Origin of the sequence: Alteromonas sp. H39 (assembly GCF_047556435.1) — a bacterium.
Lineage (GTDB): Bacteria > Pseudomonadota > Gammaproteobacteria > Enterobacterales > Alteromonadaceae > Alteromonas.
Genome location: NZ_CP180210.1, coordinates 422,679 through 439,573, shown reverse-complemented (window position 1 = coordinate 439,573; position 16,895 = coordinate 422,679). Strand labels below are relative to the sequence as shown.

14 protein-coding genes are annotated in these 16,895 nt (G+C 48.3%); 5 read left to right on the top strand and 9 right to left on the bottom strand.

All coding sequences use genetic code 11. From position 1 onward, the window contains the following. Window positions 1–64: 64 nt before the first annotated feature. The gene (locus tag ACLBLI_RS01785; protein WP_414829470.1) at window positions 65–583 is read right to left on the bottom strand and encodes a YgjV family protein; all 519 of its coding nucleotides are present in this window, start codon (window positions 581–583) and stop codon (window positions 65–67) included. 251 nt (window positions 584–834) lie between these two features. Between ACLBLI_RS01785 and ACLBLI_RS01780 the strand changes: the two genes are divergently transcribed. Both ACLBLI_RS01780 and ACLBLI_RS01775 read left to right on the top strand, forming a co-directional pair. Further along, window positions 835–3,018: a M3 family metallopeptidase gene (locus ACLBLI_RS01780; RefSeq protein ID WP_414829469.1), complete on the top strand. Its 2,184-nt coding sequence runs from the start codon at window positions 835–837 to the stop codon at window positions 3,016–3,018. Window positions 3,019–3,257: 239 nt separating this feature from the next. Continuing rightward, a complete protein-coding gene (locus ACLBLI_RS01775) occupies window positions 3,258–5,177 on the top strand; it encodes a methyl-accepting chemotaxis protein (protein WP_414829468.1) in 1,920 nt (639 codons plus the stop codon). Window positions 5,178–5,413: 236 nt separating this feature from the next. Here the strand turns inward: ACLBLI_RS01775 and ACLBLI_RS01770 are convergent, their stop codons facing one another. Then, a complete protein-coding gene (locus tag ACLBLI_RS01770; RefSeq protein ID WP_414829467.1) occupies window positions 5,414–5,992 on the bottom strand; it encodes a hypothetical protein in 579 nt (192 codons plus the stop codon). Between the two features lie 444 nt (window positions 5,993–6,436). Between ACLBLI_RS01770 and ACLBLI_RS01765 the strand changes: the two genes are divergently transcribed. Beyond that, window positions 6,437–7,879 (top strand): amidohydrolase family protein, encoded by a 1,443-nt coding sequence (locus ACLBLI_RS01765; protein ID WP_414829466.1) that lies wholly within the window; start codon window positions 6,437–6,439, stop codon window positions 7,877–7,879. A gap of 67 nt (window positions 7,880–7,946) precedes the next feature. On the opposite strand, the gene ACLBLI_RS01760 is transcribed toward ACLBLI_RS01765, so the two are convergent. Together ACLBLI_RS01760 and ACLBLI_RS01755 are read right to left on the bottom strand one after the other, a co-directional pair. After that, window positions 7,947–8,828: a hypothetical protein gene (locus ACLBLI_RS01760; RefSeq protein WP_414829465.1), complete on the bottom strand. Its 882-nt coding sequence runs from the start codon at window positions 8,826–8,828 to the stop codon at window positions 7,947–7,949. A gap of 40 nt (window positions 8,829–8,868) precedes the next feature. Beyond that, window positions 8,869–9,699 (bottom strand): VWA domain-containing protein, encoded by an 831-nt coding sequence (locus tag ACLBLI_RS01755; RefSeq protein WP_414829464.1) that lies wholly within the window; start codon window positions 9,697–9,699, stop codon window positions 8,869–8,871. A gap of 262 nt (window positions 9,700–9,961) precedes the next feature. Here ACLBLI_RS01755 and ACLBLI_RS01750 point away from each other — a divergent pair, with 262 nt between their 5' ends. Next, window positions 9,962–11,761, top strand: coding sequence for a cation:proton antiporter (locus tag ACLBLI_RS01750; protein ID WP_414829463.1), 1,800 nt, complete (start codon window positions 9,962–9,964; stop codon window positions 11,759–11,761). A gap of 316 nt (window positions 11,762–12,077) precedes the next feature. Here ACLBLI_RS01750 and ACLBLI_RS01745 read toward each other — a convergent pair whose 3' ends face one another. Then, the gene (locus ACLBLI_RS01745) at window positions 12,078–13,382 is read right to left on the bottom strand and encodes a 3-deoxy-D-manno-octulosonic acid transferase (protein ID WP_414829462.1); all 1,305 of its coding nucleotides are present in this window, start codon (window positions 13,380–13,382) and stop codon (window positions 12,078–12,080) included. A 459-nt stretch (window positions 13,383–13,841) separates the two neighbouring features. Between ACLBLI_RS01745 and ACLBLI_RS01740 the strand changes: the two genes are divergently transcribed. Continuing rightward, entirely contained in the window at window positions 13,842–14,972 is a 1,131-nt protein-coding gene (locus ACLBLI_RS01740) for a glycosyltransferase (RefSeq protein WP_414829461.1), read from the top strand. 356 nt (window positions 14,973–15,328) lie between these two features. Here the strand turns inward: ACLBLI_RS01740 and rpsQ are convergent, their stop codons facing one another. Genes rpsQ through rpsC form a run of 4 tightly spaced genes read right to left on the bottom strand, consistent with a single transcriptional unit; the run spans window position 15,329 to window position 16,895 of the window. Then, window positions 15,329–15,586, bottom strand: a complete 258-nt coding sequence (gene rpsQ, locus ACLBLI_RS01735) for a 30S ribosomal protein S17 (protein ID WP_414829460.1) — start codon at window positions 15,584–15,586, stop codon at window positions 15,329–15,331. Then, entirely contained in the window at window positions 15,586–15,777 is a 192-nt protein-coding gene (gene rpmC / locus ACLBLI_RS01730; protein ID WP_218309262.1) for a 50S ribosomal protein L29, read from the bottom strand. The genes rpsQ and rpmC overlap by 1 nt, the downstream gene beginning before the upstream one ends. Beyond that, window positions 15,777–16,190: a 50S ribosomal protein L16 gene (rplP, locus tag ACLBLI_RS01725; RefSeq protein WP_414829459.1), complete on the bottom strand. Its 414-nt coding sequence runs from the start codon at window positions 16,188–16,190 to the stop codon at window positions 15,777–15,779. The genes rpmC and rplP overlap by 1 nt, the downstream gene beginning before the upstream one ends. A gap of 3 nt (window positions 16,191–16,193) precedes the next feature. Then, a complete protein-coding gene (gene rpsC, locus ACLBLI_RS01720; RefSeq protein ID WP_218309264.1) occupies window positions 16,194–16,895 on the bottom strand; it encodes a 30S ribosomal protein S3 in 702 nt (233 codons plus the stop codon).

Below are 16,895 nucleotides of genomic sequence, written 5' to 3'. Positions count from 1 at the left end.
ATTCTCTTGCTTTTCGCAACCTACCAGTACCGTTAACAGCTAATTCAGCGCCAGATGGCAGTGTTCAGGCGACGGTGGACTGAACGGTTCGCTTCAGGCGCACCCAGTACCAAAGATTAGAAATCGCAAAAAGCGATTCTGTAACCGCGACCCCCCAGGTATGGGTAATCAGCGCATATACGGTGAACACTGCAGAACCAATTACCATGCACATCCTCAGACCAGCCTCACGGCAGTGAAGCTCACCAAAGCGATAGAAAATAAAGGTAATCAGCGGCATCAATTCCAGCAAACCGGTTTTACCGGATAAGTTATTGATAACCCCTATCAGCGCGGACATTATCACAATTAAAACAGCAGTAACTTTGCTGCTAACCAGTTTATTGGTAAGTAGTCGATAAGTGGTACTGATACCGGCAACGGTGATCACCAGCACACCTCCCCAGGCCTGTTGAAAAGCCAGTAGCGCGGCAATGGTGATGCACAGCCCAAGGTTCAGCAATAATAACTTTTTTTCGGTATTCGACCAAAATGAGGCGACTGCCAGAATAACCGGAAGCGTGTGTAAAATAAGCTCTGACATAATACCCCTTTTGGTGTGACGAAATTTCCGCGCAGTCTAGCTTTCACGACCATTGGCGACAATAGTCAGAGCATGACAATCTGGTGAATTTTGTGGTGTTTTGCGACGAGTTGCATAGCCAGCCCGTGTTTTGACACATTTACTCACGTTATTCGGCGCGCCGATAAGGTAAAAGGCATTTAATTTAGCCTGCCCATCCTCTAGTATGAGACGTACCTTTCTTAAAACGATAACGACAGATAGGAAATAACATGGGTAAATTCAAAACGTCTCTCACTGCGCTTGCCGTAGTCATGGCGCTGGGCGCCTGTTCTGAGCAAAAAGCACCGGAAACCACCACACAAGCAGACAAACCTGCTGCGTCCGAACAAGCTAATAACCAACAGTTCGATAATGTCCTGCTTCAGGAATTCAAAGGTCCGTATGGCGGCGTTCCTGCTTTCGATAAAATGAAACTGGAAGATTTAAAGCCTGCGCTTGAAAAGGCGATGGAATTGAATCTGGAAGAAATTGAAGCGATCGCCAATAACGACGAAGCGCCTACATTCGAAAACACCATCGTGGAAATGGAACGTGCTGGCGCAGAGCTGGGCCGCGTATTCACGTATTACGGTATCTGGAGCTCTAACAAATCAAGTCCGGAATTCCGTGAAATTCAGGCAGAGATGTCCCCCAAGCTTTCAGCGTTTTTCAGCCAAATCACGCAAAACGAAAAACTGTTTGAACGCGTTCGCAGCGTTTACGAAAGTGACGAAATGGAATCACTGACGCCGGAAGAGCAGCGCATTACCTGGCTGACCTACAACGGATTTGCGCGTAACGGCGCAACACTGGAAGGCGAAGCGAAAGAACGCTACGCGGCAATCAACCAGGAACTGGCCACACTGCATACCAAATTTGCCAATAACGTTCTGGCTGACGAAGAAAACTACGTCACCTATATCACTGAAGACCAATTGGGCGGGCTGCCAGAGTCTTTCGTTAATGCGATTAAGACCGATGACGGTAAGTACGCTATCACAAACACACGTTCTTCTATGGATCCGTTCCTGACCTATTCTACTAACCGCGAGTTGCGTGAAAAAGTATGGCGCACGTATTACGACCGTGGCGACAACGCGGATGAGTTCGATAACAACGAGCTAATCAAGAAAATTCTGAAACTACGTGATGAGCGTGTTGAGCTGCTGGGTTACGATGACTATGCAACATGGCGCTTAGAAGATCGCATGGCGAAAAACCCAGACAACGCCATGGATCTGATGATGAAGGTATGGCCAGCAGCTATCGCTCGCGTTGAAGAAGAAGTCGCTGATATGCAGGCTATTGCCGATGAAGAAGGCGCTGATATCACGATTAAACCTTGGGATTACCGCTTCTACGCCGAGAAAGTACGTCAGGCAAAATACGACCTGGACTCAAACGAAGTAAAAGAATACCTGCAACTGGACAAGCTTCGTGAAGCCATGTTCTACGTGGCGGGTCGCTTGTTCAACTTTAACTTCTCTCCGGTAGCAGAAGGTGAAGTCCCCGTATTTCACCCTGACGTAAAAGTCTGGGAAGTCACTGACAAAGACAGCGGCGAGCACATTGGTCTGTGGTATCTGGACCCATTCGCACGTCAGGGCAAACGTTCTGGTGCCTGGGCGACCACTTACCGTTCGTACACTACGTTTGACGGTAAAGAGACGGTACTGTCTTCTAACAACTCAAACTTTGTGAAAGGTCCCGAAGGCCAGCCTACGCTGATTTCCTGGGATGACGCCGAAACCTATTTCCACGAGTTTGGTCATGCGCTGCATTTCTTGAGTGCCAAAGTGAAGTACCCCACTTCACACTCTGGCGTTCGCGACTACACCGAATTCCAGTCACAGCTGCTTGAGCGCTGGCTGACCACCGACGAAGTGATCGATCAGTATCTGGTTCACTACAAAACGGGCGAGCCCATCCCTGATGAGCTGGTTGCCAAAATCAAGAAAGCCTCAACCTTCAACGAAGGCTTCAAAACCACGGAATACATGGCGTCAGCCATCATGGATCTGAAGTATCACACTACCGATCCAGAGAATATTGACCCTGATACCTTCGAGCGTGAAGAGCTGAAAAAGCTGAACATGCCTGAGGAAATTGTTATGCGTCACCGCAGTCCTCATTTTGGACACGTGTTCTCTGGTGAAGGTTACGCTGCTGCGTACTACGGTTACATGTGGGCTGAAGTATTGACCGCAGATGCGGCAGAAGCCTTCGCAGAAGCCCCGGGTGGTTTCTACGATGAAGAGCTTGGCGACCGTCTGGTTAAGTACCTGTTCTCAGTTCGTAACGCGATGGACCCAGCGGAAGCATACCGTAAGTTCCGTGGCCGTGACGCGAAAGTTGACGCACTGATGCGCGACCGTGGTTTCCCGGTACCATCAGAGAAAGGTGACGACGAGTAAATCGCCCTCACCCATTGGTGTTAAAAAAGCCACTTAGCAAGTGGCTTTTTTTTATTCTTTTCTCCCCCGCATTTGTATTACACTGACCATCTGGTCATGAAACCCTGTCCAGTCAAGCAACGCTGAAATGTGTCGATAACAATAAAAAGAATAAATCAATCTGGACACAAGCTAGTTTCGAATGGTGCTGAGCCTGCAGCCCACGTCCTGTGTAGTCTAAAGAACGCGTGGTATTAATAATGACATTCAGTTCATTAAGCATTAAACAAAAACTCCTTTTTGCACTGATTATTGCAGTGCTGGCCTCAACCGTACTGGTGGGAACGATCAGTCAGTGGATTGCCAGAGATCTCATTACCGAGAACCTGGAAACCATGCAGTTGCCTGCCATGGTGCAGCAGGTAGGTAACCGGGTAGACAAGGAAGTCAGCGTGATGCAAACAGTGGCCCATGGCATCGCGACCAATCCTGATCTGGTCGCATGGTCTGCCGCTGGCGCAGATAACGCCGGAGAAAAGCGACTGGTTCGCTATTTACAAGATCTCGTCAGATACAACGACCTGACTGTCGCCTCTTTCGTCGATCGTGAAACCTATAATTACTGGAATCAGGATGGGTTCTTGCGACAGCTTAAAAACGACGAACTCGACGGCTGGTTCTTTGCTTACAAAGATAGTGGAAAAGCCGACTCCTTAAGCTTGTACAACGAACCCGGTGCAGGCTATCGCCTCTTTGCTAACTACCAGCAGGTAAACGGCCGCGGTATGTCTGGCGTAGCAAAGTCAGTAGATGAACTGGTAGACATCCTGAATGGAGTGAGACTGGCCGAGTCAGGCGTAATTTATCTGGTTGATGGCAATGGCACTGTTATCGCCCATCCCAATACTGATTTGCTTGGTAGTACAACCGTCAGCGCACTTGCGGGCAGCACGTCAGCAGGCTCGCTACTGAACCAGCAGGCGTTCACCATGGCAACCAGCGTGGTTGATGATGAAGAAACGCTTTTTGCAAGCACCTACATAAAAAGTGCTGGCTGGTATGTGATTGCTCAGGTGCCGAAAGCTGAACTGTTCTCGGACCTTAACGCAGCCAGCAGGCATATTATTATATGGGCGGCGCTGGGAGCCGCACTCTTCGCATTAATTGGCATCTGGCTGGCGGCGAGTATTACGCGCCCACTGGAGCGCCTTGCCGATGCATTCCAGGCTTTAGGCAAGGGTGACGGCGATCTCTCCTCCCGTCTGGCGGTGCCAGAACAAAGGGAAACTGCAAGGCTGGTAGAAGGCTTTAATCTGTTTATTTCTCATCTGCACGACACTATCAGTAGTGTTGCACAAACCAGTCAGCGATTGCGTGAATCGGCAAGCACTGTTGCCGGACAGTCGCGGCACACCGAAAAGGTCAGTCAGACACAGCGGGACCGTACTATCCAGGTAGCAACCGCGCTGACAGAAATGGGCAGTACCGTTAACGAAATTGCCAGCTCAGCCACCATGGCCGCGCAGCGCGCTAAGGAGGGAAGTCACACTTCACAGGAAGGCCGCAACGTGACGCAAAGCGCAGTAACTGCCATTTCCTCATTGTCTCAGCAGGTCAGTCATGTTGCAGAGGTTATTCAGTCGCTTGATAAACACACCACAGCGATAGGTGGCATTTTGGATACCATCCGTGGAATATCGGAACAAACTAACCTGCTCGCACTCAACGCCGCCATTGAAGCAGCTCGTGCGGGCGACCATGGTCGCGGATTTTCGGTTGTGGCCGATGAGGTTCGGACGTTGGCGCAGCGCGCGGCCAGCGCCACGGATGAAATCCAGACTAAGATGGATACTTTCCAACAAGCATCACAGGATGCGGTATCCCAAATGCATACCAGCCGCGCTCAGACTGATGACGTCGTGGCAGCAGCCAGTCGGATTGATGAGCTGTTACAGGCCGTGGCAGCGAGCATCGAAGGGATAAATGATATCAACACGCAGGTCGCTACTGGTACCGAAGAACAATCGGTTGTCATTGAAGATATCAACCGCAATATCAATAGCATCAGCGAAAGCAGCGAGGATAGTCTGTCAACCGCTTCGGCGCTGGTAAAGGTCAGCGAAGAACTCGACACACTGGCAAACGATTTGGCAACGCAGGTCGAGCAATTCAGATTGTAAAACGCAGACGAAGGGCCATAGAACAACAGTTGTATGGCCTTAAAGCCTCACTGGCTTGGGTAACTGAATAACGATAGCTGGCAGACTCACTCCCTTTGTCGTGATCGGGCTGTTTCAATGGCGGCGTTTAGTGCGAGCAGAATGGTTGGCCGGGGAATGGTTAGACAGTGAATGCTGGTTTGATGTAGTCAGCTGGAAAGGTTGGTGCAGGCGTCATGGTAGTCTGCTTGCACAAATCAAAATGCGATAGCGTACTGCAGGTTGATCTGGTTATCTTCGATTTCCTGCCAGGTCTGGTTGTTGGTGATGCTCGCCTGCCAGTTCTCGCGTGACAAAGACACCGACATACTGTGCGCCTCTTTCATTCCTGGCAGCTCCACATGAAAACCCACTGACTGACTGGTAGGCAATGAAAGTTGCTCTGTCATCGGGGAAGACATTTTCAATGATGTTCTGACTTTGTGGCTGACGCCAAAGCGAAGCGCATCAATGGTCCACCAGGAGGTAATCTCGTAGGCTTGCGACGTCACTTTCTGGCTTAATGCACCGAAGTTAAGCTCACCTTTGTCGTAGTGCATACTGGCTTCCAACGCGAACACAGACGTAAGCTGCTTACTGAACGCCAGTTGATACTCTTTCTGGTTGCATCCTTTGAAATGGATCCGCTGTTTAGTGAAGTTTACCGACAACGTATTTTCTGCATTCACCGTATCGGAAAACCACTGAGCGGCGTTATCGCCCAATTCACCACAAACGGCAACAGGAGCACAAACCGTAGTCATGAGACAATAAAGCCAACGCATTTTTTTCATCATGTACTCCTGAACCTCGATTTGCCTCTGGGACAAATATCACTCAACCTTTGAACAAAGTATATACAGTTGAGGTGTAAAGATACGTATCAGGATCTATGCGTTAGCATTCCAGCAAGGACGTAACTATTCCTATCCGCAGCATGAAAATGTCAGTTACGATCACATGATTAAGATAAAAATATAATTTTTTCAATTATGTACGCGCCCTGCTAAGCGCTTGCTGTTCTCTGTTGCAACTAACTTTCCACAGAAACTGACAACATGAATGAGTCAACTCATTTCTTGATCAAAACAGGAAGAATAAAAACCACTAACTAACATGCACTTATGTGAAATCCAAAACTGTTTCGTTTTAATTTATTTATAAAAGCGTCGCTCGGCGTAAGATTTTTTGTGGTTTACAGACTACCTGATTACGACCCATACAAATTCAGGTAGGAAAACATGCTTAGAAAAACCAGTTGCTTTTTACTCTTAATGGCTCTCTCAGCTACATCGTCAATCGCCGCTGCTAAAGAGTACCTTTTAGTTAATGCAAACATAATAGTTCCCCACAATCAGACTGAACTTCACGACGGATGGGTGCATATCGTCGATGATAAAATTGAGGAAGTCGGGCACGGTCAACTCCCGCTGGTAAAAGAACGCATTGATGTGCAAGGCGCTTTTATCATGCCCGGAATGATAGATGGCCATTTGCATCTGACAGCCGGCCCAATGACTGTCAGCGTGGTGGAAAACCAGCCTCATATCAGCATGAAAAGTAAACCGGAAGTTACCCGGTTTCACGCGATGGCAGCTCTGTCATCTGGCATAACGTCTGCGTTTAGTCCTGCGGGCGACCCTATTGCGAACCAGCATTATGTGCAGATGCAGCAAGCCGGTGAATGGCTGGGGCCCTCACTGAAGTACGCAGGGCTGACCTTCGATCCCACTCCCATAGAAGGGGGGTCTGTATATCCGTCTACCCCTCAAGAATGGCAGCAAGAGATTCAACGTCAAAAGTCACTGGGTGTATCCTATATCAAGCTGTATCAGGGGCTCAGTGTGCAGGAAGTTAACCTGGGCGTGTCATTGGCCCACAAGGCCGGGCTAAAAGCGATAGCTCATCTGGATAAAGTCAGTTGGCAGGAGGCGGTGGATGCGGGTATTGATGCTCTGACCCATGCTCTTCCTACCTCCGCAGATTTACTCCCCGAAGATTCCCGCAATGACTTTCTGGCGAGTCTTTCACCTATGAGTGCAAAGCATCTATATCAATGGTTTGAGTGGGTAAATTTCGACGCGCCTGCCATGCAAAAGCTAATTGCGGATCTCGCTTCGAAGGATGTATCTGTGGACTTAACGCTGGTTGTGAATGAGATGATGTACTTCTATCCGGAAATCGACTCGCTGTACCCAGATGAACGCTGGTATCACCACCCTGAGGTCGCCGCTAACTGGAAGACAAATCTTGGCGCCTCCCTGTATGATTGGACAGAAGAAGACTTCGAACGAGCTCAATCCAGCTTTAGTCAGGTAGAAGCTTTTCTTCTTCACCTGCACGAAGCCAGCGTGCCATTACTAATTGGATCCGACAGCTACTCTGGTGGCCCGGTATTTTGGCGAGAGCTGGCCTTACACCAGAAAGCAGGGATTGAAAACTGGGAGATTCTTCAGCTAATAACCAATAAAGCAGCCAGTCGACTAGCGCTGGCTAAGAAAGGTAAAATAGCGGCAGGTTATCAGGCTGATTTGGTGGTAATGACTGACAACCCACTTAAAGATATAGGTGCAGTAAAAACAATTACGCATGTGATTCAAAACGGTAACCGCTTCGATATTGGTAAGTTGCGACAGAGACTAAGAGATCAGACATCAGAATTTGCAAGCAATAGCCTGCAATGAGTTGAGACTGTAAACCCTGATGTTGATCTAACTTAGGCAACTCGGCCAATAAGACATACTTAAAACGTTAAAAAGGCGTAGGTGAAATAATCCGCAGCAGGGTTGCAGGACTGTCGCCTACCGCTTCCTGAGTAACCCAATAACTTCCGTCGTTAGCCACGCACACGCCTTCTACCTGATTATGGTCAGGTAGCGGCCACAATTTGGATACAGTAAATTCGGGGGTAATTTCAGCAAGAAATGTGTCGAAGTTGCCGAAAGGATCGCTGGCATAGCCCACAATGACGTAGTGCTGACGTATTCTGTCCCAGTCTGCACCGGTGATCACGCCGGGTAGGCCCTCGATATGCGCCACCGCTTTCAGCGCTTGGTGAGCGACGTCGGTATTGACCTCGTAAACGTGCGATACGCGACTGGCCCAGCTTTTTGAAAACAACAACAGCTTACCATCATGCCTGGTCATTGCTTCGGCATCATAATCGTGCGCATAAGGTACATTCTGGCCGGCCTTATAACCTTCATAATCAATACTTAGTGATCGCACAAATTCCATAGTATCGCGATTGATAACCTCTATACTCAGCGACGACCGGTTACCCCGGTTATTTCCAACATCTCCCACAAAGACAGTATCATCGCTGGCTGTAATGGCTTCCCAGTCAACATTGGGCTTTTCCATCGTATTTTGAGCGACGATACGAGCCTTTGAGTCAATAGTAAACACAGTCGCAGCATTACCAGAATCATTAATGGTGAGGGCCTGATTATTCAGGCAATACAATCCCGATGATTCTGAAACAAGTGATGGCAGCGGATAGCTGTCAGTGACAACAATGTTTGCAATGCTTTGGTCGTATACAGAGGCACAACCGGTCACTCCCACAATTAAGAGGCTCACAGACACTGCGGCGACGGGTGACAGAAATGTAGTGTGGCGGGCTTTTGCCAACGGAAATTCCCTCTTCCGTAGTTGGTATCAGATCACAGGTTCAGGCGCGACGTTTGCGCTGGCGAATTCCCAGCGCAATCAGTCCGGTAAACATCAGTCCCAGTGTGGCTGGCGCGTTTACTGGGGTACTATCCTCTAAACAAACCTCTGCTTCGGGGTTGGCATCACAATAATCTTCAATGATTTCAGAGGCTTTAACATCTCCCAAATCCGCCATGAACTGACCAGCCTGCTGGTTGCTTGCGGTCATAAGCGTATCGAGATCAAAAACGTTTCCGCCGGTTTCAATGGCCATCGAGCCAAGTTCACCAGTCGTCGAGCCACCGGACAGAACGGCATTCAGTCGCACGTTATTATCATTCAAAGCGCGTTGTGTCGCGTCAGCTTCGGTACCGTCATCAGGCTCTTCGTCGGTAAAAACAATAAAGTTCCTGATAGCATCGCTCGTATAGCTGAGCACATCCGCGTTTATGAAAGCACTTAATGCCTGTTGAATCGCAATAAAAGGAAACTCGTTTGTTCCCGCATATTCTAAACCGGTATCGTCGTCAGAAACTGCGGCAAACAACGCACCCAAATCCGTAGTGAAATTTTGTAAAATACGCCCAAAATCGTTACTGCTTCCACCGAAAGCGACTATCGAATAGTTTGCTTTGATATCACGCTTGAACAATGAGCTGTTAAACAAAGACAGATTCGAAAAGATATTGGTTGTGAGCATTCCGGAAGCGTCGGCGTTCATCGAGCCAGACTCATCCATAAAAATAACAATGTCGGTTTCAATCATCGCCGCATTTGCTTTGACAGCAGACATCGCAGCAAAACTCAGTGCAAAACACGTAAGGATTATTTTGCCAGCCAACTTTTTCATACCACTACACCTTAACTACACATGCAGAATCAATACGTATCTGCAAACACCCTGAATAACAGGCATATCGAATACGTGCAGTTTAACACGAGTTTTTCAGCGAATAAAAAATAAACGACGCATTATGCATAAATGATCTATATCTTATCATTGTCTGTTTTAATTACTTTATGCCCTAAGGGCGGACATAGCCCAAGTGGCTTTCTCGTTTTTTGCGCTCAGGTTAATATAATTTTATATCCAATGATAAAAGGAATTCGCGTTGTCTGATCCGCTCGTTTCTCTGGTAATGGTCGGCTTGCTGTCAATTGGCTGCCAGTATCTCGCTTATAAAATCCGCCTCCCTGCCATTCTCCCTCTGCTAATTGTAGGGATTTTAGTTGGTCCGGTTTTCGGCGTGCTGGATCCCGATGCGCTGTTTGGCGATCTCCTGTTTCCCGTGGTGTCGTTATCGGTGGCCATCATCCTGTTTGAAGGCTCTCTTACGTTAAAGTTTGGCGATATTGCCGGGCATGGCAACATGGTGAGAAACCTTTGTTCCGTCGGCGTGCTGGTCACCTGGATTGTGGCGGCGCTGGCAGCGCATTACGCACTGGATTTGTCTTGGCAACTTGCGTTTTTGTTTGGTGCGATTGTCACCGTCACCGGACCTACGGTTATCGTTCCCATGCTGCGCACTGTCAGGCCCAAAACCAACCTAGCTAACATACTGCGTTGGGAAGGGATAATCATTGACCCTATAGGCGCGCTACTGGCGGTTCTGACCTACGAGTTTATTGTGGCGTCACAGGATTCAGCCATCTCGCACACGTTTTACACCTTTGGCAAAACTATCGGTATTGGTTTTGTGCTGGGGCTGGCAGGAGGCTACTTACTTGGTCTTTCACTTCGCAAAAATTTGATCCCACACTACCTGCAAAACACAGCGGTTCTTACTATTATTCTGGCGGTTTTTGCGGCTTCAAACTATGTGGCGCACGAGTCAGGCCTGCTTGCTGTTACCATTGCCGGGATGGTGCTGGCCAACATGAAAAATGTGGACGTGGAAGATATTCTTGAGTTTAAAGAAACACTCAGTGTGTTGCTAATCTCCGGGCTCTTTATCCTGCTAGCCAGCCGCCTAAACCTCGACAGCGTGATTGAAGTTGGTGCCGGCGTGTTTGTTGTTCTGGCGGCTATCATGTTTGTTGCCAGGCCGCTGTCTGTCTTGGCGTCTTCCTTCGGAACCGGACTAAATTGGCGGGAGCTGGCGCTGTTAAGCTGGATAGCTCCCCGAGGGATTGTCGCAGCTGCTGTATCGGCGCTGTTCTCACTTAAGCTCGAAGAGATTGGGTATGAAGGTGCCAGTATCATCGTACCTATTGTTTTTCTGGTGATCATTGCCACTGTGGTAGTGCAAAGCCTTTCTGCCCGTTCCGTCGCCAAACTATTGAAGGTGCGCGCGCCCGCACCCACCGGCTTTCTTATCTTTGGCGGCAGTAAATTCAACCGGCTGATGGCAAAGGAAATGCTTAATCAAAAACTCTCGGTATGTATTGCGGATACTAACTGGGACGCAATCCGTGAAGCCAGAATGATGGATATTCCCGTCTATTTCGGGAACCCAATGTCTGATCATGCCGCCCGTCATCTGGAAATGAGTACATTTGGTACTGTTCTTATCATGTCCCCTTATAAACAACTTAACCCAATGATTGCTTATCATTTTGAGTACACCATGGGCAAAGATAAAGTGTGGGGACTATCGAATAACGAACAGACAGCACGTCCCAGCCATCAGGTGGGTGAACACTACGCGAAAAAGCTAACGCTGTTTGATGAAGGTGTGACTTACGGCTATCTTGCAACCGCTGTCGCCCACGGCGGCTCAGTAAAAACAACGCGGATAACCGAAGAGTTCAGTTATGAGGATTACCTGAAAACGTACGGCACCAGGGTGACCCCACTCATCGGGCTTGATGACGAAAACCGTATACATACGTTTTTAAATGGCAAAGAGCTGATACCAGAAGCTGGTTGGAGAGTTATTAGTTTGATAGTTCCGGAAAACGAAACGATCTAGAAAGCGGTTGCAGAAATAGCACCCTGTCATGACTGACAGGGTGCCTCTCCCTGGAAAACGTTGTAATCAAGCGCTGACTTTTTGTCAGCGTTGTTGTTTTACTTTTGCCTGAGTTACGCCGTCGCTCATTATTTTGCAACACCCGGGCCAATGTTACATTTTTCTTTAATTACAATAGCTTGCCATCTTTCTGCCAGATACTAATGAAAGGCTCACATCAAATCGGTGCAAAATAGCTGTTGTGCGCACTAAAGCGGGGTTCGTTTTTTCGCCAACCTTTACGGCCTGCGTTCTCAAATTACGGAAGGAGTGACGGTTACCGCAATATCCCCTCAAGACAGGAAAGTGTTTTTTCCAGTGCGCCACTGTTCGCTCTTATCACTTCCTGCCCAGCTCTTCCGGCACGCTGCGCTTCTTCCGGCTTGTTCAGCCACGATGTCAGACAGTTTTGTATACCGCCGGCATCACGAACAACGTTGAGCGCCCCTTTTTCTTCGAGATACTGGCAAATTACCGGGTTATTGTAGGTATACGGGCCCATGATTACCGGCACACCGACTGCTGCTGGCTCAAGGGCGTTGTGACCGCCTTTGTCAGCCAGCGACCCGCCGACGAAGCTATAGTCAGCTATCTGATATACCTGGTTAAGTTTACCCATTTCATCCACCAGGACGACGCCACAGTCAGCGGACACCGACGGGCATTGTGAGGATTTGACGAACCTGACAGACTTGGTTTCCAGTAATTTTGCAACGGCAGCAAACCGTTCCGGATGTCTTGGCACAAGAATGAGTAACAGGTCAGGATAGGATGAAGCAAGCGAATTATATACCTCCAGCAACACCTGCTCTTCCGGCTCATGCGTGCTGCCCGCAACCACAATTCGGCGCATGCCCCGCTGTAATCCCAAGAACGCTGAATCAGTATGGCTCACCAATGCCTGATCAAATTTGATGTTATTTGTCAGTGTGATCTTGCTATGACCAATACCCAGCTTTTTGTAGTTAACATAATCACGTTCGCCCTGCGCACATACGTGAGATACCTTATGCAGCATCGGTGTGAAAAGCGCAGAAACCTTAGCGTAGCGTGATGCAGAGCGCCCGGTCATTCTGGCATTGATGACGACAACCGGGATCTTGCGTAACCAACAACGGTGGATCAGATTTGGCCACAGCTCCACTTCTGTGATCACTACAATTTTTGGCTTCAACCGTGTCAGCATTACGTTCATGGTCACCGGCAAGTCGAAGGGTAAATATGCAATATTCACCTTTTCTCCAAATATGTCTTTGGCTCGTGCAGACCCGGTGGCGGTTGTGGTTGTAACCGTGACGGCTACGTTCGGATCTTTATCCATTATTCGCTTAATCAGACTGGATGCGGCAACAACCTCTCCTACTGAGACACAGTGAAATAAATAGCCATGCGCACTGGCAGGAGCCGGCACCAGCCCAAAGCGCTCTTTTTGTCTGTTTGCGAAAGCGTCTGGCTGTCGTTTTGTCTTCAGCCATAAATTAACAGCCGCAAATGGCGTGGCTATTGCCAGCAGCAAGGTGTAACACCATCTCGCTAAGGTGTGCGCCAGCGTTGGCGAATAAGGCGTCTCAGTAGAATTCATAATGCTTGTAGTATAAGTGTTCCATGTCGTGACAAATTTATTAGCTGGCCAGACGTCCCGCGCGGCAGTTGCTGGACAGAAGTTAAACGTACAGCTTTATAAACCGCTCAGTTCGCTGCCAGAAGCTGTTCCGACGTTCCTTCGTGAGCAGGTGTTTTTAGCGCTTTACCCTAACTCCTTTGCGCTGTATGCAGGCAGTAACTGCAGCCATTGTAGTGAGATGCATCCGCTGCACCAAGAGAAAAACCCGATATTTACTTTTTACCGGCCTCGTAAGCGTTTTTTCGTATTGAAATAGCGCAAAATCACTGCGGCAACGATCCTGCTGTGCGCACGTGCGTATTCAGATTTTGTGTGAAATGTGTATGAGTGCTTAATTCTGTTAGCTCACTACGCAGCCGGTAAACTGCTATCAATCACAGTTTCGGCGTTAATTTGTACGTTGGCTATGGTGGAGAAATGATGAATAAAAGGATTTTACACCTTGAATTTGGACGTCATTTTTATGGTGGTGCAAAGCAGCTTGAATATTTGGTTACTGCCGAGAATTCTGAGCATGCTACCGAGCACCATATCGCCTGCCCTGAAGGAAGTGATCTTGCCAGGCAGTTAAAAGGGGCAAAGTGTAAAGTGCATCCTCTTAGTTACGACCGAGAGATTGATGCCCTCGTAGTACAGCGGCTCACGACATTAATTGACGACATAACACCTGACCTTATCCATATACATAGCCGACATGGCGCTGATGTTTGGGGTGCAATTGCCTCCAGGCTAACAGGTGTTCCCGCCATCTATACCCGACGAACCGATGACAACGAATCAGCGCTGTCCAAACTTAAGTACTCACAGTTTAAAGCCGTTGTCAGTGTGTCTGAAGGTGTGAAAAAGGTTGTCTCAAAACGTTGTCCTGATGACGTTTTACAGCCTGTCATCTATCCGGCAATTGATACCGGCGAATTCACTTTCTCACTCGACAGAGACTGGTTAAATAAAACGTTCTCGGTACCTGACGATCATAAAGTCATCGCTAATATATCTCAGTTGACGGAAAGAAAAGGACAAGGTGACCTGATTCTGGCAATGCGTAATGTGTTAGAGGCCAGCGACAAAGTCACCTGCCTGATTTTTGGTGAGGGCCCACAGAAAGAAAATTATCAGTCGATGATTGACCGCTACGACCTTAACGATCACGTTAAACTGTGTGGCTTTTCAGACAATGTCCCCAGAATATTGCCGAATATTGATGTGCTCGTACACCCTGCCTATTCAGAAGGACTGGGGTCGATTCTACTGCAGGCAGGCGCAACAAAGCGTATGGTAATCGCCTGCCCGTGTGGAGGTATCAGCGAGATCATCAAACACAATGAAACCGGAATACATGTCGATGTCGGCTCCCCCGATGCACTAGGCGAGCAGATTATCCGTGCCCTGGAGAAATCAGAGCGATCCGAGCAGTTCGGACAAAAGCTGTTTGAATGGGTGCGCGATAATTTTAATGTCGCAGAGATGGCAAAGGCTTATGACGACTTGTACACACAAGTTATTCATGACGAGCAAAACAACAAGGAGGAAACATCGTCAGAGGCATAATTTTAGCCACTTCGCTGTCACTTCCCCGTACGTATACTGGATTAGGCGTACGTCCATGCTGCTTACTTCAGCGACATCATTGCTACTGACTTCTTTGGGAGACGTTAAATAAACCAACGCCAGTTTCCCATCACTTAGCAATTTTAGCTTTTTCTCAAGCAAACGATCAGTCTGCAAGAAACCTGAATAACGTTCGGCCAGGTACAAGGCGCGATGACAGTTACAGGGAATAACCCGATGTCTGTCAGGTCAATCAGGATTTCTCCTGAAACCGATTCAATCAGATTTGATAGCATTAAGACATAAAAAAAGCCGCTACAAGAGCGGCTTTTTTAGAGACTTAGAAAAGTCAGTGTTTACACACCAGCTTTTTCTACAACGTCAACCAAAGTCCAAGTTTTGTTCTTGGAGATAGGACGACACTCACGTACTGTGACCGTATCGCCTTCGTTAGCAACGTTGCTTTCGTCGTGGGCGTGGATCTTAGTAGAACGCTTGATGAACTTCCCATAGATTGGGTGCTTAACGAAACGCTCAACTACAACAGTAATGGTTTTATCCATTTTGTTGCTAACCACACGACCTTGTACTGTACGAATTTTTTGCTCAGTCATTACGCATCAGCCTTTTGAGTCAGAATGGTTTTAACACGCGCGATGGTGCGACGCACTTTTCTCAGCTGGTCGGTTTTTTCAAGCTGACCAGTTGTGTGCTGCATGCGCAAGTTGAACTGTTCGCGTAGCAGGTTTAACAACTCTGCGTTCAGCTCTTCTACGCTTTTTTCTTTCAGTTCAGTCGCTTTCATTACATCACCGTCCGAGTTACAAAGGTTGTTTTAAATGGCAGTTTCGCCGCTGCCAATTCAAACGCCTCGCGTGCCAGAGACTCAGGAACACCTTCCATCTCGTACAGAACACGACCAGGTTGAATCTGGCATACCCAGTACTCAACGTTACCTTTACCTTTACCCTGACGAACCTCAAGAGGCTTCTCAGTGATTGGCTTGTCTGGGAAAACCCGGATCCAGATTTTACCCTGACGCTTAACGTGACGAGTCATAGCACGACGCGCGGCTTCGATTTGGCGTGCAGTCATGCGACCACGGCCAGTTGCCTTCAGGCCATAGGTACCGAAGCTTACTTTGCTACCTGCAACAGCAAGACCACGGTTACGACCTTTATGCATTTTACGAAATTTCATGCGTTTTGGTTGTAACATGATTTAGCCCTCTCGCTTAGCGCTGCGGCCTTTCTTCTTAGGCTGAGGAGGAGTTGGCTCCTGGTTCGTAGGCAATCCACCCAGAACTTCACCTTTGAAGATCCATACTTTAACGCCGATGATACCGTAGGTAGTTGACGCTTCTGAGGTTGCGTAATCGATGTCTGCACGGAACGTGTGCAGCGGAACGCGACCTTCACGATACCATTCAGTACGGGCAATCTCTGCACCGCCTAAACGACCGCTAACTTCAACTTTGATACCTTTAGCACCAAGACGCATTGCGTTTTGTACCGCGCGCTTCATTGCACGACGGAACATTACACGACGCTCAAGCTGGCTAGAGATGCTATCAGCAACTAACTGACCATCCAGCTCAGGCTTGCGTACTTCCGCAATGTTGATCTGAGCAGGCACGCCGGCCAGCTTAGATACATGATTACGCAGCTTTTCTACGTCTTCACCTTTCTTACCGATGACTACGCCAGGACGAGCAGTGTGAATAGTTACACGGATGCTCTTCGCAGGGCGCTCAATCACGATCTTAGACAGTGAAGCGTTCTTCAGTTGTTTAGTCAGATACTGACGTACCTGATGATCGTTATACAGGTTATCTGCATAGTCTGAGGTATTAGCGTACCAGGTAGAAGTCCATGGTTTGCTGATACCCAGGCGTATACCTGTAGGATGTACCTTCTGTCCCAT